This window comes from Pantoea sp. PGP6 (assembly GCF_053474785.1).
In genome coordinates this window covers 2,449,589-2,465,517 of record NZ_JBQBMA010000001.1, presented here as the reverse complement: position 1 = coordinate 2,465,517, position 15,929 = coordinate 2,449,589, and the positions used below count along the sequence as shown (strand labels likewise).

General features: G+C 56.7%; 11 protein-coding genes. 3 read left to right on the top strand and 8 right to left on the bottom strand.

The window, feature by feature from the left end; genetic code table 11:
- Positions 1 to 55: 55 nt before the first annotated feature.
- The 4 genes from ACLIBF_RS11980 to treZ all read right to left on the bottom strand — a co-directional run bounded on the left by ACLIBF_RS11980 (position 56) and on the right by treZ (position 7,387).
- Positions 56 to 820 (bottom strand): SDR family NAD(P)-dependent oxidoreductase, encoded by a 765-nt coding sequence (locus ACLIBF_RS11980; RefSeq protein ID WP_031377849.1) that lies wholly within the window; start codon positions 818 to 820, stop codon positions 56 to 58.
- Positions 821 to 936: 116 nt separating this feature from the next.
- Entirely contained in the window at positions 937 to 3,012 is a 2,076-nt protein-coding gene (gene glgX / locus ACLIBF_RS11975) for a glycogen debranching protein GlgX (RefSeq protein WP_046288352.1), read from the bottom strand.
- A 62-nt stretch (positions 3,013 to 3,074) separates the two neighbouring features.
- Positions 3,075 to 5,603 (bottom strand): malto-oligosyltrehalose synthase, encoded by a 2,529-nt coding sequence (gene treY / locus ACLIBF_RS11970; protein ID WP_448309868.1) that lies wholly within the window; start codon positions 5,601 to 5,603, stop codon positions 3,075 to 3,077.
- Positions 5,600 to 7,387 carry a malto-oligosyltrehalose trehalohydrolase gene (gene treZ / locus ACLIBF_RS11965; RefSeq protein WP_089561258.1) on the bottom strand — a complete coding sequence of 596 codons (1,788 nt, stop codon included), beginning with the start codon at positions 7,385 to 7,387 and terminating at the stop codon, positions 5,600 to 5,602. The genes treY and treZ overlap by 4 nt, the downstream gene beginning before the upstream one ends.
- A gap of 434 nt (positions 7,388 to 7,821) precedes the next feature.
- Between treZ and ACLIBF_RS11960 the strand changes: the two genes are divergently transcribed.
- Positions 7,822 to 8,118, top strand: a complete 297-nt coding sequence (locus ACLIBF_RS11960; RefSeq protein WP_279809994.1) for a hypothetical protein — start codon at positions 7,822 to 7,824, stop codon at positions 8,116 to 8,118.
- 41 nt (positions 8,119 to 8,159) lie between these two features.
- Here ACLIBF_RS11960 and ACLIBF_RS11955 read toward each other — a convergent pair whose 3' ends face one another.
- Complete coding sequence (locus ACLIBF_RS11955; RefSeq protein ID WP_031377386.1) at positions 8,160 to 9,416, bottom strand: mechanosensitive ion channel family protein; 1,257 nt, start codon at positions 9,414 to 9,416, stop codon at positions 8,160 to 8,162.
- Between the two features lie 264 nt (positions 9,417 to 9,680).
- Between ACLIBF_RS11955 and ACLIBF_RS11950 the strand changes: the two genes are divergently transcribed.
- Positions 9,681 to 11,342, top strand: coding sequence for a methyl-accepting chemotaxis protein (locus tag ACLIBF_RS11950; protein WP_031377385.1), 1,662 nt, complete (start codon positions 9,681 to 9,683; stop codon positions 11,340 to 11,342).
- Between the two features lie 248 nt (positions 11,343 to 11,590).
- Here the strand turns inward: ACLIBF_RS11950 and ACLIBF_RS11945 are convergent, their stop codons facing one another.
- The gene (locus ACLIBF_RS11945; RefSeq protein ID WP_279810266.1) at positions 11,591 to 12,160 is read right to left on the bottom strand and encodes a hypothetical protein; all 570 of its coding nucleotides are present in this window, start codon (positions 12,158 to 12,160) and stop codon (positions 11,591 to 11,593) included.
- A gap of 147 nt (positions 12,161 to 12,307) precedes the next feature.
- Entirely contained in the window at positions 12,308 to 12,769 is a 462-nt protein-coding gene (locus ACLIBF_RS11940) for a hypothetical protein (RefSeq protein WP_448309865.1), read from the bottom strand.
- Between the two features lie 451 nt (positions 12,770 to 13,220).
- Between ACLIBF_RS11940 and ACLIBF_RS11935 the strand changes: the two genes are divergently transcribed.
- Positions 13,221 to 13,484: a hypothetical protein gene (locus tag ACLIBF_RS11935; protein ID WP_069728242.1), complete on the top strand. Its 264-nt coding sequence runs from the start codon at positions 13,221 to 13,223 to the stop codon at positions 13,482 to 13,484.
- Between the two features lie 112 nt (positions 13,485 to 13,596).
- Here the strand turns inward: ACLIBF_RS11935 and katE are convergent, their stop codons facing one another.
- Positions 13,597 to 15,861: a catalase HPII gene (gene katE, locus ACLIBF_RS11930; protein ID WP_031377381.1), complete on the bottom strand. Its 2,265-nt coding sequence runs from the start codon at positions 15,859 to 15,861 to the stop codon at positions 13,597 to 13,599.
- Between the last annotated feature and the right edge of the window lie 68 nt (positions 15,862 to 15,929).

The following is a 15,929-nucleotide window of genomic DNA, read 5'->3' as shown; positions in this document are numbered from 1 at the left end:
GCAGCGTATTTACGCTGCCCTTTTGATTATCACCGTCAGGATATCTGTCAGCTCATTAAGCCTGTTTTGGCTGACCGTTTGACGCGGTAATACCGCCATCTACCGGCAGGTTGACCCCGGTAATATAAGCCGCATCCTCGCTGGCAATAAAGACAATCGCGCGGGCAATATCGTCCGCTTCCCCGGCGCGCCGTAACGGAATACGGTCGTAAAAGCGCTCCAGCAGTTCGGGGTTATCTTTCATATCTTCAGTCAAATCGGTAAAGGTGAAGCCCGGACAGATGGCGTTCACCCGCACGCCGTCAGCACCGTAATCCATCGCCAGCGCGCGGGTGAAGTTAGTGATGGCGCCTTTGGCGGCGTTATAGATGCTCATGCCCCAGTCGCCGCCTAAGCCGGAAACGGAAGAGATGTTCACCACGTTGCCTTTGCTGCGCAGCAGGGCGGGCATGAAGTAGTGTACGCCGTGGAAAACCCCATCCAGGTCGGTTTTCATCAGCGTTTTCCAGTCATCAAGCTCGACCTCATGGATCCGGCCCTGCACGATCACCCCGGCGTTGTTGACCAGCACGTCAACCCGGCCATATTTATCCTGTACCGTTTCTGACAGTTGCTTCACCTGGTCAGCGTCAGAGACGTCACAGGCGGCGACCAGATGATCGCCCGCAGCCAGCCCGGCCAGGGTTTTTTCCAGTTTTTCGCGGGTTCTTCCCACCAGCACCACCGATGCGCCTTCTTCAGCAAAGCGTTTAGCCGCCGCTTCACCAATACCAGAACCGGCACCTGTCACAACCACAACCTTCTGCGTAAATCTCGACATTATGCCTCCTTGTCAGCATCAATATTGCGTGTCAATAACCGGTCAAGCCTGGCAGCCATGGTCAGAAACTCAAGCGCAGCGCGAAATGCGCTGCGCCTGGCTGCCTTGCTTAACGGCTAGGGACGTCTGAACAGGGCGAAGCTGCGTCCCTCCAGCTCGAAATCTTTCTCTTTGGTGATCACCAGACCGCGCTTCGCCGTGTCGCTGGTGGTCAGCTCCAGCACCCAGCCACCTTCACCAAACTGCGGAATACGGAACGGCACGTTGCCTTCAAATGGATTGAACAGCATCAGCACGTCGTGCCAGATGCCTTCCTCAGTCTGCAGATCCGGTCGCCCGATATAGACGCCCAGCGTCGAACCTTCATCCCACTGTTCCGCCTGCTGGAAACCGCCACCGGCGTTGAACCATTTGATATCCATGCCGTCGCGCCAGTTTTCGCGCCGCAGCAGCGGCTGGTCAGCACGCAGCTTGAGGATCTGACGGGTAAATTCGCGCAGCGCCTCGGCGGATTCCGGCAGGTTATCCCAGTGCACCCAGGAGATCTCACTGTCCTGACAGTAGCCGTTGTTGTTGCCCAACTGGCTCCGGCCAAACTCGTCACCCGCCAGCAGCATCGGGGTGCCATGTGAGAAGATCATCGTCGCGAGGAAGTTGCGTTTCTGACGCTCGCGCACCGCGTTAATGTTCTCATCATCGGTCGGGCCTTCTGCTCCGTAGTTGTAAGAACGGTTATCGTTGTGCCCGTCGTTGTTATCCTCGCCATTGTCATCGTTGTGCTTGTCGTTATACGACACCAGATCGTTGAGGGTGAAGCCATCGTGGGCAGTGATGAAGTTGACGCTGGCCCACGGACGACGGCCGCGCTGATCGTAAAGATCGCCCGAACCCAGCAGGCGAGCCGCAAAGTCGGTTGAGACGTTGTTGCCTTTCCAGTAATCGCGCACCGTGTCGCGGTACTGGTCGTTCCACTCCGCCCAGCCCGGCGGGAAGCCGCCAACCTGATAGCCGCCCGGACCGATGTCCCACGGCTCACCAATCAGTTTTTTCTGCGACAGGACCGGGTCCTGCATCACTGCGTCAAAGAAGCCGCCGCGCGGATCGAACCCTTCAGGCTCACGGCCGAGAATGGTGCCGAGATCGAAGCGGAAACCGTCGATATGCATCGATTCAGACCAGTAACGCAGCGAATCCATTACCATCTGCAGCACCCGCGGATGCGAGGTATTAACCGTGTTGCCGGTACCGGTATCGTTGATGTAGTAACGATGCTGATCGGGCAGGGTACGGTAATAAGAGAAGTTATCGATGCCTTTAAACGACAGCGTTGGGCCCAGCTCGTTGCCCTCGGCGGTGTGGTTATACACCACGTCAAGGATCACCTCGATACCAGCATCGTGAAACGCCCGCACCATGTCACGGAAGCCCTGAATACCGCGCGGACCAAAGTAGCGCGTGGCGGGCGCAAAGAAGCCCAGCGTGTTGTAACCCCAGAAGTTTTTCAACCCTTTGTCCAGCAGATGCTGGTCATCCGGGAACCAGTGCACCGGCAACAGCTCAACCGAGGTAATCCCCAGACTTTTGATGTAGTCGACGGTAGATTTGTGGCTCATGCCGTCAAAGGTGCCGCGCAGTTCTGGTGGCAGCGCCGTATTGAGCTGGGTGAAACCCTTAACGTGGGTTTCATAAATCACCGTCTTCGGCCACGGCACGTTGGGACGGTTCTTGTCCTGCCAGTCGAACTCATCCGGATCGATGACCCGGCATTTTGGGGTAAACGGCGCGCTGTCACGGCTGTCAAAGGTCAGGTCTTTGTCTTCGTGATAAAGGTCATAGGCAAAGTGCGCCTCATTCCACTCAATATCGCCAGCCAGTTCACGGGCGTAGGGATCGAGCAGTAATTTATTCGGGTTAAAACGATGGCCATTTTCCGGGTCGTAAGGACCGTAGACGCGATAGCCATACAGCGCGCCCGGTTGTAGTCCTGGCACGTAGCCGTGCCACACTTCATGGGTAAACTCCGGCAGTTCCAGCCGGGCGATTTCAGTCTTGCCACTCGGATCATAAAGGCACAGCTCCACCCGCTCGGCATGCGCACTGAACAGAGCGAAGTTAACGCCCTGACCATCAAAATTAGCCCCAAGCAGATGGCTGTAGCCCGCCGTGATTTCAAAACGCTTACTGTTTGACATTTATGCCTCGTTATTCAATGACCAGATTGACGCGTTAAAAAAAACGTCCTGAAAGCGGACGATCACTGTGCCAGCAGCACTGCACACCAGCCTGATGCGATGCTATCCAGTTGCAGCTGTTCGCCAGGCGCAATCTCTTTCCCGCTCAGTACATCACGGTAGCGGCGCTGGCTGAGTGAAGGCGGCAGGGCGATCGCGGTAGCGGCCCAGCGGTCTGCCGGTGGCTGATCGAGCGTCGCCGGCAGGTTGCTCAACACCAGCCGCGGAACCACCACAATCAATGCCTGATCCGGTTCGCAACGGGCAAATGCCAGCAGCAGATCCTGATGCTCACCGTGCACCGGCAGCGGCAGATAGTCACCGTGGCGGAACAGCGACGGATGTTGCTGACGCACCGCCAGCAGGCGGGCAATGGCCTGCTGATTCACCTGACCGCGCAGCCAGTGGCCGTCGCCCTCGTCATGCTGCGGCTGGTCCAGCATTGCGGCCAGTACAGCAAAGTCAGGCTCGCGCCGGTTATCCGGATCGACCAGGCTGAAGTCCAGCGCTTCACTGCCCTGGTAAATGTCCGGCACGCCTGGCGCGGTGAGTTTCACCACCGTCTGGGTCAGGCTGTTAACCAGTCCGGCACGCACAAACGGGTGCAGGGCGGAGCAGAAATCGCGCAGGAAGGTGATATTGGCCGGTGCCAGCAGATGACGGGCATAGTCGAGTACCGCCTGTTCGTAGGCATCGTTATTGTCTGCCCAGTCGGTGCGTAATTTGGCTTCGCGCAGCGCTTTCTCGACGTAAACCACAAAGCGCGCTTCCAGTGCCGCCAGACCGTCGGCGTCCTCTGGCTGCAGGGACGGCGGCCAGACACCGGCCAGCGCTTCATACAGCATCCACTCCACCGCCGGTTCCGGTGCCGGACCATCTTTCAGCGCGATCACCTGCCCGTGGTTCATCTCCCGCCAGCGGGCGACACATTCTGCCCAGCGGTCTGGCGCTTCGGTCAGGGTATACAAGCGGGCGCGGGCGTCTTCGCCGCGCTTGGTATCGTGGGTTGAGGTACCCGACAGCGCATCTGGCTGATGCTCACGTCGTGCCTGCATTTCGGCGTGGAACTGATCCGGCGAAAAGTGGCGCGCCAGCGGCTCGGCACCGACTTCGTTTAACGCCAGCGCCATGTGCTGACGGAAAAACAGCGTGTCTTCAACGGATTTCGCCATCAGTGGCCCGGTCAGCTGCTGAAAGCGGGTGCGGAACTGGCTGGCATCTTCAGCGGCAGCGGCTGCGACATCGCCGCGCAGAATCCGGACCAGCAGGTCAAGTGCCTGCTCATCCGGTGCACTGGTGCTGGCTTTTACCTGGCTCACCACCTGTTGCAGCAGGGCGGTATCGGCCGGCGTCAGGCCCTGCGGCGTGCCGTAGGTGCGGTAGACCGGAAACGCCACCAGCAGCTCGCGCAGCGCATTTTTCAGTTTGGTTTCCGGCTGTGGCGCGCCATCGTGGCTGGCGATACCGAGAGCCAGTTGCAGCAGGCGGTTAAACTCGCCCGCGAAGTTGCGATTGGCCATCAGGAGTTTGGCGGCGCGCAGTTCGGCCTTCATGTCGACCGTTTTGCCAATCACCGCCTGATAAGCCTTACGCAGCGCACCAAGGTGATTACCGTCCACCAGCACGTTCGACAGCGCGGCCATAAATTCGTAACCGGTGGTGCCGGAGACCGGCCACGCATCCGGTAACTGCTCGTTCTCACCGAGGATCTTCTCGACCGTGAGGTAGCAATCAGGGCCTGCGGCCTGGCGTAACTGCTCAAGATAGCCACGCGGATCGGCCAGACCATCGACGTGGTCGACGCGCAATCCCTGCACTGCACCGCTGTGCACCAGTTCGAGGATCAGCTGGTGTGCAGCATCGAACACCGCTTTATCTTCGACCCGCACGCCCACCAGCCCGGTCACTTCAAAGAAGCGGCGGTAAGAGAGGTCGTTGGGTGCATCACGCCACGACATCAGGCGCCACGGCTGCTGATCATGCAGCGCGGCAATCTGGTCCGGCTCGCGCAGGCCGAGCACCTCTTCCTCACGGCCCTGCCAGGTGTGCGGCGCCAGCGGGTAATAGTTATCGAAGTAGGCCAGCGCCGGTTTGCCGCTTTGCGGATCGCGCTGCACGCTGATCTCGCCGTTGGCCAGCACTGTCTCAAAGCTGTCGCCAAGGAACGGCAGCGTCAGGCGACGTGACCAGTCAATGTCAAAGTAGTGGGCATAACGGCTCTGCTCACCGTTCTCGATGACGTCGCGCCACCACGGATTCTCCAGCGAGGCCGCCATATGGTTGGGGACGATATCGAGGATCAGCCCGAGTCCGGCCGCTTTCAGCGCCGCAGCCATGCGGTCAAAACCTGCACGACCACCAATCGACGGTTCGATCTGGTTAACGTCGGTGACGTCATAACCGTGGGTCGATTCCGCAGTAGCACTGAAGATCGGCGAAGCGTAAAGGTGGCTGATACCGAGTTGCTTCAGGTAAGGCACCAGCGCCGCAGCACGATCAAAGGTCATGCCGTTGCGGAACTGAATACGGTAGGTGGCGGTTGGGATGTTCATTGTGCGGCTCCTTTATCCAGACGAACCACGATCGCCTCCGGTGCCAGTTCGGGGGTCTGCTGCGGCCAGGCAAACAGGGTCTCGCCCGGCAGATCGGCGATCGGTTGCGGCTGGTCGCCGACGTTCAGCGCCAGTGACAGCGTGCCCTGCGGGAAGTCCCAGCGCACTGCCAGGAAACCGGGCGCGGTATTCACCACCCGACCACAGTGGCCGCCGGCGGTGTGCAGCAGCGGCACAATGTGTTGCTGGCGCAGCTGTAGCAGTCTGCGCGTCAGCGCCAGCCACTGCTGGCCTTCCGGCGTTTGCGGCTTATCCCAGTTCAGCTTCGAACGTTCAAAGGTCTGCGGATCGTTCGGGTCCGGCACGCTTTCACCTTCGTGACCGGCATGGCCTTCAAACTCTCGGGCGCGGCCTTCACGCACCGCTTTGGCCAGGTCGCCATGGAAATCGGTGAAGAACAGGAACGGCTGGGTTTCGCCATACTCTTCGCCCATAAACAGCAGCGGGATGTGCGGCGACAGCAGTAAGGTAGCCAGCAACAGCTGAGTACGTTCCACGCCCGCCAGGCTCACCAGCCTTTCGCCCTGGGCCCGGTTACCCACCTGGTCATGGTTCTGGATGAAATCGACAAAGGCCACCGGCGGCTGACCGCGGCTGTCAACACCGCGCGGCTCGCCAGACTGCTGCGACACCTCACCCTGATAAACGAAGCCTTCCGCCAGCGCCCGGGCAACCCGTTGTTCCGGCCGATCGGCGAAGTCCTGGTAATAGGCATGGTTTTCGCCGGTCGCCAGCACGTGGACCGCGTTGTGGAAGTCATCATTCCATTCGCCGGTAAACAGCGTTGCCTGACCTTTTTCATCGCGCGGATGCAGGAAGGTGACGTTACGGCAATCTTCGGTGGTCAGATGAATAGGTCGATCGGTAATTTCAGCCCGGATGCGCTCCGCAATCTCAATCAGCACATGTTTATCGGCCGGGTCTTCAATCTGATCAATGGCATCAAAGCGCAGGCCATCGAGATTAAACTCCTGCAGCCAGTAGAGCGGCGCTTCGGTGATGTAACGGCGCACCGCGTCAACGTCATAAGCGATACCCGCGCCCCACGGCGTCTGCCGTTCTTTATGGAAGAAGTCCGGCGACAGCAGCGGCAAATAGTTACCTTCCGGGCCAAAGTGGTTCAGCACGATATCCAGCACTACCGACAGGCCATGACCGTGCGCCGCGTCGACAAACGCTTTGAAATCATCGGGCGTGCCGTAGGCGGAATGCGGTGCATACAACAGTACGCCGTCGTAGCCCCAGCCGCGATTGCCACCAAACTGCGAAACCGGTAACACTTCAATCATGGTGATACCGTTTTCCGCCAGCCACGGCAGCTTTTCAATCGCGGCCTGAAAGGTGCCCTGTGGGGTAAAGGTGCCGATGTGCAGTTCATACACCACCGATTCCTGCCACGGGCGGCCTTGCCAGTCGGTGTTTTGCCAGACGTAAGCCTCAGGATCGATCACCAGTGATGGACCGTTGACTTCACCTTTCTGGCCGCGGGAGGCGGGATCGGGCACTGCGGTGCCGTCCGCCAGCACAAAATCGTATTCGGCGCCGGGGGCGACGCCGCTCAGCTGGGTTTCGAACCAGCCGTCAGGCTGGCGGGTCATCTCGATATCTTTGCCGGATAACCGCAGGGTGACGCGTTGCTGGCCCGTTGCCCAGAGACGGAAACGGACCTCATCGCTGGACACCCGTTCGGCGCCCCAGCTTTTAAAAAATGATTTGGATTCCATTCAGTTGCCTCGTTTAAGCTGGAAATGCGCAATGATCGCCATCGCGCGGAAATGATGCCGATGATGCGAGCTTCAAAAACATAAACATGTCAGCGAGACCAGGATGCCAAATGGGTTGGCGCGTCTCTTCAGCCAGGATCCTGGACTGGTAAACAGTGTGATGCGGCGAAAAGCCGGTGATGAGACCGTTTCCACGCGGCATACGAAGAATAATCATAGACTAAGATGTCGCAATCGCGGGGCAGCGGACCATAGAGAGGCGGGAATTTGACTTAGTGGCGCGGATTCGCATCCTCGCCGCGGTCAGTCCGGGCGGAACGGCGGCAGAAAATCCTGCCGACGACGGTCGATTGCGTATAAGCTGGATGACCTGCCAACGCAGGCGTGCCGGGCAATCCAGCAGCGCGAAATTATTTTTTTCAAAAGGATGTTACGTGAGTAAGAAAGCCCTGCTTGTGGCGCTGATGATGCTGTTATCCGGCTGCTCTAATCGCGTTGGACATAATCTGGATACCGCGCGGTTGCAGCATATCCATCCCGGCCAGACTACGCAGGCACAGCTGATTTCGCTGTTTGGTCAGCCCCACAGCGAGACGCCGTATCCGGATGGACAGCGTCTGCTGAAGTGGACCTACAGTGAGGCGCGCACCCTTAACACCACCGAAGGGCAGACGCTGACGGTGCAGATGAAGAATGACAGGGTGCTGAACTTTGCCCTGAGCAAAAGCTGACGCCGCCGCGCCATAGCAGGGGGCGTGCGGCGGCGATCGGCTTACTGCGGGCCGTTCTGCTGCGCATCAGCGCTCGCAGCACGTGGCTGGGCCAGTCGGGCGAAATCCGAACCCGCCGGATGCTGATAAATCTGCAGATCAAAATAGCGGGCCATCGCGTAAATGTATTCAAAAATGGCTGACTGGGTATTCTCATAATCGGCCCAGAAAATAGAGGAGGTGAAGCAGTAGATCTCCACCGGCAAGCCATCCGGCGACGGCTTCAGCGGACGCACCACGATATACATCTCTTTCTTAATGTCCTCGCGCTGCGTCAGCCAGGCGGTCAGGAATTTACGGAACACCATCAGGTTGGTGATACCGTTCTCCATAAACCAGCGGTCGCCGACCGCGCTGATATCACGTCCATCCAGCAGTTCCGTAATCGATTCGCTGGCGATGCGGATCTGACTCATCGCCTGCAGCATCTCCTGATTCACAAAGGTGATCGACTTCTGATCAAGATAAAAGCTGCGCATGATCCGCCGTGCGCCTGAAGAGAACATCGCCTGCCAGTTGGTGTAGGTCTCGGTGAGGAAATTCTTGGTCGGAATGCGCGAGATGGTGTTATCCCAGTTGCGGATGGTGATGGTATGCAGCGCAATATCGATCACCTCGCCGCTGATATTTCTATCCGGCATCTCAATCCAGTCGCCCAGTTGCAGCACATCGTTGGAAGAGAGCTGAATATTCGCCACCAGCGACAGCAGCGTGTGCTGAAAGATCAGCATCAGTACCGCGGCAACCGCACCCAGCGAGGAGATAATAATCGCCGGTGACTTATTGGACATAATCGCCAGAATCATGATCGCGGCGATAATATGCACCAGAATTTTGCCAATCTGGATATAGCCCTTGATCGAGTGATTCTTACGCTTCGATTTGCGCGAATAGGAGTTGTTAACAATCTCCAGCACTTCATTGAAGAAGATCGATAGATAGACAAAAAACAGAATGCCGCAGATGGTCTGAATCGCCACTTTCAGATTATCAGGCAGGCCCGGCATAAACTGCAGGAAATTGTAGACCACAATCACCGGCACAAAATTCGACAGCTTCTGAGACAGGCGGACATCTTTATCCAGCGGAACGCCCTGTTTATGGCTGCTGAAAAAGACCTTTCTGATCACTTTGACCACGAAAAACTTACAGATTAAGTGAGCCACCATCCCGGCCATGATCAACAGGATCACGCTGAAGCTGGCCGACAGCACCGCATTTCCCTCAATAAAATCCATTAAACTATGAATGTAATGCATGTTAACCACGTGCTGAGCTAGATAAGGGGCGAATTCAACCACACTGCGGCGCGGGTTGTTGAGCGACGAATGCGTTTAGCGCGGCTGAGGCCCGGTTTTGCCGCCGCTTCGGCTGCGTCAACCCCGACCGACGGCAGAGGCGACTAAAACCAGGCCCATTTGCCCGGTTATTTATCTTATCGCGAGCCCATCGCCTGCCGGCACTCAGATAAAGTCCAGGCTGGCCGATAACAGCACTATCTCCTCTGACATGAGTTTGCTGACATGCTTAAAAACCTCAAAATAACCCACAGTATTCTCGCCGTACTTTTTATCTTTACCGCACTGCTGAGTCTGACCGGCTTTCTGTTGTATAACGCCGTCTCCAAAGCAGACCAGAACTTCGTTGCGGCGGAGCAGTTAACCCTGCAGCAACAGCACCTGAGCGATGCGGTGAAAACCCTGATTAAAACCCGCGTCACTATCAATCGGGTGGCGATCCGCTTCCTTAAAAATCAGCAGGATCCGGCCTCACTGGCTGCGATGGCGTCGCTGCTGGATAAGGCTGAGCAGTCAGCCGCCGCCGCCGATGTTGAATTCCGCGCCTGGCAGGCGTTGCCGCGTAAAGCGGGGCAGGATGAAGCTCAGGCCGGTGAGGTGCAGGCTGCCTATCAGCAAATGCACGACACCATGCTGGCCTCGGTGACTTTCCTGAAACAGCGCAACTATCAGGGCTACGGCAATCTGGAAGCGCAGGCGGCGCAGGATCGGCTCGACAGCGCTTATGAGGCCTGGCGCGCGGTCAACATTCAGCTAATGAAAAACACCTCTGAGCAGAACCAGCGCAGCCTGACCGATGCGCTCTGGACCTTGCTGGTGCTTGGCCTGGTGACCGTGGTGATCATTTTCGCAGTCTGGGTCGGGTTACAAAAACGGCTTATCGGCCCGCTTAGCCGACTGACCGGCTATATCCGCGCGATTTCTGCCGGCGATCTGACCTCAGACATTCAGCATGAAGGCCGTAATGAGATGGGGCTGCTGATTACCGAACTGCAGCAGATGCGCGATGCGCTGGTGGTCACCATTACTTCGGTTGATGACGCCACCCGCTCTATCTTTACCGGCGCTGCCGAAATTTCAGCCGGCAGCACCGATCTTTCATCACGCACCGAACAGCAGGCAGCGGCGCTGGAACAAACGGCGGCCAGCATGGAGCAGCTGACCTCAACCGTTAAGCTCAATGCCGACAATGCGCAGCAGGCAACGGCCGTATCGAAACAGGCGTCAACCACCGCCACCCAGGGCGGCGAGACGGTGGCCCGGGTCATCGCCAACATGGAGCAGATCAGTGAAAGCTCCGGGCAAATCGCCGGCATTATTGCGATTATCGACAGCATTGCCTTCCAGACCAATATTCTGGCGCTCAACGCTGCGGTAGAAGCCGCGCGTGCCGGTGAGCAGGGACGTGGATTTGCGGTGGTCGCGGGCGAGGTACGTTCGCTGGCAGGCCGCAGCGCCAGTGCCGCTCAGGAAATCCGCGGCCTGATCGATCGCTCCGCCGAACGGATCAGAACCGGGGCCGGCCATGCCTCTGAAGCCGGTAAGGCGATGGAAAGTATCGTAACGTCGGTCAGTCGGGTAACCCAGTTGATCGAAGAGATCGCCTCATCATCAGTTGAGCAGACGCGTGGCATTGAGCAGGTTTGCATCGCGGTTTCTGAAATGGATGGCGTGACGCAGCAGAACGCCGCCCTGGTTGAAGAGTCGGCCAGCGCGGCGGCTTCGCTGGAAGAGCAGGCCAGCTATCTGCGTAAAACGGTGGCGGTATTTAAAACCGGCAGCCTGCAGGCGGCGTTTTCCGCAGCTCCGGCCCAGCCGGTCGTGAGTCAGCTGCGTCCTGCTGCGGTCAGCCCGCAGGCGGATAACCAGAACTGGCAGGCCTTCTGAGTGGCTGGCCGTCAGCCAGGCAAAAGCTGACCGCCATCGCGTGATAACCCGGTTGAGCTCGCTGCATTTGAGCTCAACCGGGAAGGTGTTTGATTGCGGTGCAGCGGTGGTGAATGTTTCTAACAGTGAAGGGCGGACGTTAATGACTATCACTCATTTTTACAGTCGGCAGAACAGAAGATAGCGGCCGATACGTTGGCGAATAACATTGGTGAATCACTACAGCGAATCACTACAGCCAGCTTAATTTACCGGTAGATAAATTCATATTTCACGATGTAAGAGCCAATATTATTCACACGAGCGGTTACCCATACGCCTGTCATTCCTTGCTTACGGTGGCTGTGCAGATACTCTTTATTGATACAAAGCTGCTTCCATCTGCTGGTGTTCGGGTCCTTTAGCCAGATACCCGCTTCACAATGCCCGTGCTTGCCTCTTGACGGGCCTGGAAAGACAACTTCATATTCCGATTCATAGCCAATAACTTTGTCCGGGAAGAGATAAACATAGACATCATAACAATTTAAGGACAACACAAAGCCCAGAATAAAACCGCCACTGAATGCATTAAACAGAGATTTTACGTTTTTATTAAAAGTGCCCCGGCAGCAAGCCAGCGCCAGAATAATGACGCCCATAAACAGGCCAGATAAAATATAGGTTTTCCATTCAGGAACCGATTTTTTTAACACTGTATTGTGGGAAATGCTTGATGCCCACAACATATACCAGCACCAACCACCTAACAGAATGTATACCACTGCGGCAGTAAACCATTTCCTGAAATTATCTTTGAAATAAGTACTGTTGCTCACACTTATATTCCCTTATTTATCAGTGAGTAATGCTGCCGCTTTTCTGACATTCTCGCTCAACTTTAGCGTCTGACGCAGCTTCCTGTTTCGGCTGGATTTTCACTTTGGGGGCCAGCTCAGATTGTAGTTTAAGCTTTTTAGAAATTATCAGCCGAGATAACGGCTTGATCGTAATTCTCGCGCCGGGGAGTGAGGCAGACACCGGCCATAAATGATGGAAGAATAATCACCCCCCCTATCATCAGTTATCTGACAAACGCACTTAAAAGGATCACCTGATGTATGACACTCAGCTGACTGAGCAGCGTTATCATTTGTATAAAAATCGATGACAATAGCGGCATTTTTAACCCATGAGTCAGGCAGTTGCTGTTTCAGTATAAGATCTGCCAGCATTACCGTATAACGCTGCCCGATATCATTTATCAGATCAAAATTTGCACCGCTTGCAGGCATGGGAAAGGTAAACGTCACGGATTTAAGTCCCTGGTTAATAGCAAAGCGTTTTAACCGGCCTATAGCCCAGAAACCATTGTAATCGTTGTTTCGACTGACAAAACTACTATTCAGAGAATGGCTAATTCCTTTGAGCTCTCTTCTTCGTGCCATCGACCCTTCCTGGCTGTTTTCACGCGTTCTAATCAGTTATTGAAACAGTATCGGTACGGTTGGTCCATCCTTTAACGTTTGTCATCCAGCCTCATCTGCCGTTGCTGACTCATGACACGGAAGAGGTAAAGAGCCACTCCACAAACCCGACCCGCATTCGACCCGGCTCCCGTGCGAGGCAGCCGTCCGCGAGGCACATTCGTTGTCCGTGAGCCTGAATCCATCTCGCTGGCGCAACCGCCTGTTTTTCTCGCTATTGCGCTTTAGTGCATTTACCAGGACGACCCGTTGCCACCGATAACAGAATACAAGCAGGCGACGGCCAGCGCGGATAAGCCGGCGTCTGATCAATGTCGCTTTGCCTGGCTGCCCTGGCCTGAGTTTCCGCTGGGCGCAGCGTCCGATTGCGGTTATGTTGAAGCTTCAAATCGTGACTGCAAAGGAACTCAGCATGCCCGAATTTTTCTTTTTCAGGAAAGGCCGTCAGCTGGTGGCTGCCGACCGGAAGGACAGCGCGGCAGTCGAACGGCTTAAGGCTGACGGCTATCAGAAACAGTTTGAGGAAATTATTGCGCCAGATGCGGAAAGGGCGCTGATCAGGCTGCAGGATATCCGTAAGGATGCCGCCGATCTCGAATACGGTTTTCTGACCGGCGGGATATTCGGTGTCGTCACCTTACTGTTCCGTGAAAACCGGGTCAAAAAGACAAAATGATCGGCGCATATCTGGCAGCAGCGCCGCTTGCCGACCGGATCGAGCAGTAAAAAACCGCCCCGGGAGGCGGTTTTTTATTGCAGATCTGACGCGCAATAGCACGTCGCGATCGTCAGGCCGGTACTGACAGCGCTTTCTGGCTGCGTGACCAGACGCGGTGTGCTTTCATCGCCTGGATGAAGTCCGCCATCAGGGCGTTTTCTGCTTTGTCACCCTCAACAATGCCTTCTTCCTGTTCGGTTTCGCCCAGACTGAACTGCGCCTTGAAGCGACGTGCATCGCCTGACAGACCAATAACTTTCAGATGCTTGTAGGCTTCCAGCAGGAAGTAACGCGCATCACCGCTCAGCAGCAGGGCGTCGATGTTGCCATCCGGCACGATAACGGCGTCAAAGGTCAGTGACGGCAGACCGGCGAAGGTGGCATCAATCGGCAGCACCGAACCATCATCGGCGCGTACCTGGCCCATGTGTGCGGCCAGCAGTTTGGTGTGAACACCGACCGCTTTCAGTTCCTGCAGAATTGACAGCACATCTGCCGCCTTCACGCCATCGCTGACCAGTAACGCTACCTGACGGCCCTTGATCTCGCCATCCGGGATGGCGTAGAGACTCAGGCTGTCATCTTTGGTCAGGCCGTTAACCGCTTTTGGCGGCTGGATATTCAGCTGATCGGCGGTCAGGGCGATACCGAGATTATCCGCCACGCCTTTCGCCAGACCGAGGTCAATCCGCGCCAGATGATCGACCACCCGCTCACGAATATAGGCCCGCGCCACTTTACTCAGCTCGAACGAGTAAGCGCCGATAATATGCTGCTGTTCGACCGGCGTCTGGCTCATCCAGAACAGGCGCGGCTGAGCATAATACTCACCGAATGATGGGCTGCGCTCGCGCACTTTGTGGCCCTCAACGCGCTCCTGGTAGCTTTCAAAACCGCCACCTTCAGCGGCTGGCGGGGTTTCACGTGGCCAGTTATCGTTGATCGAGTTCGGCTCGTAGTTGGCCGGGTTAGTGTCGATATCCTGACGGTGCATCCCCTGACGCTGGAAGTTATGGTACGGACAGGTTGGACGGTTGATCGGGATCTCATGGAAGTTCGGACCACCGAGGCGGCTGATCTGGGTATCGGTATAGGAGAACAGACGGCCCTGCAGCAGCGGATCGTTGGAAAAATCGAGGCCCGGCACGATGTGGCCTGGGTGGAATGCTACTTGCTCGGTTTCTGCGAAGAAGTTATCCGGGTTGCGGTTAAGCACCATCTTACCCACGATTTCAACCGGTACCAGCTCTTCCGGGATCAGTTTGGTGGCATCCAGAATATCGAAATCGAATTTGAATTCATCCTCTTCCGGGATCAGCTGCAGGCCCAGTTCATATTCCGGGAAGTCACCCGCTTCAATCGCTTCCCACAGGTCGCGACGATGGAAATCGGGATCGCGGCCGGTCAGTTTCTGCGACTCATCCCACAGCAGCGAGGCTTTGCCTGCCACCGGCTTCCAGTGGAAGCGGACAAAGGTCGCTTTGCCTGCAGCATTAATCAGGCGGAAGGTGTGAATACCAAACCCTTCCATGGTGCGATAGCTGCGCGGAATGCCGCGATCGGACATCGCCCAGATGACGTTGTGCATGGTTTCCGGCTGGAGAGAGACGTAATCCCAGAAGGTATCGTGGGCGCTCTGGCCCTGCGGGATTTCGTTGTGGGGTTCAGGCTTCACCGCGTGCACGAAGTCAGGGAATTTATGCGCATCCTGAATAAAGAACACCGGGGTGTTGTTGCCGACCAGGTCGAAGACGCCCTCTTCGGTATAAAACTTGGTGGCGAAACCGCGAATATCACGCACCGTATCAGCGGAACCGGCGCCGCCCTGTACCGTGGAGAAACGCACGAAAACCGGCGTCACCTGATTCGGATCGCTGAGGAACTGCGCTTTAGTCAGATCTTTTAACGAGCGGTAGGGCTGAAAATAGCCGTGCGCCGCTGAGCCGCGCGCATGCACGATGCGCTCCGGGATACGTTCATGGTCAAAATGCGTGATCTTCTCACGCATAATAAAGTCTTCCAGCAGGGTTGGCCCACGCGAACCGGCACGCAGCGAATTCTGATCGTTCGCAATACGGGTTCCCTGGTTGGTGGTAAGCGGGCTGTTGGTGCCGTTTTTACGGCTGGCATTGAGCTGGTCGAGTTTAGCGTTATGGGTCTGCGGGGCTTTCAGGCTACCTGGCGCGGTCGGTTGTTTGCCGGGAGGCGTCGGTTCGGCTGGCGGCTGATGTGATCCATCCTGAGGTGCCAGCGAACCGAGTCCGGGTTCTGACGACTCCGGCCCGGTGGTGGGGGCGCGGTGGCTCAGTTCTTTCTTCTCTGTTTCTTTCGACATTAATCCATGCTCCAGCGGTTATTTTACTTTCGACGACACTAAATATAGAACAACCTGACCAAAGCTGG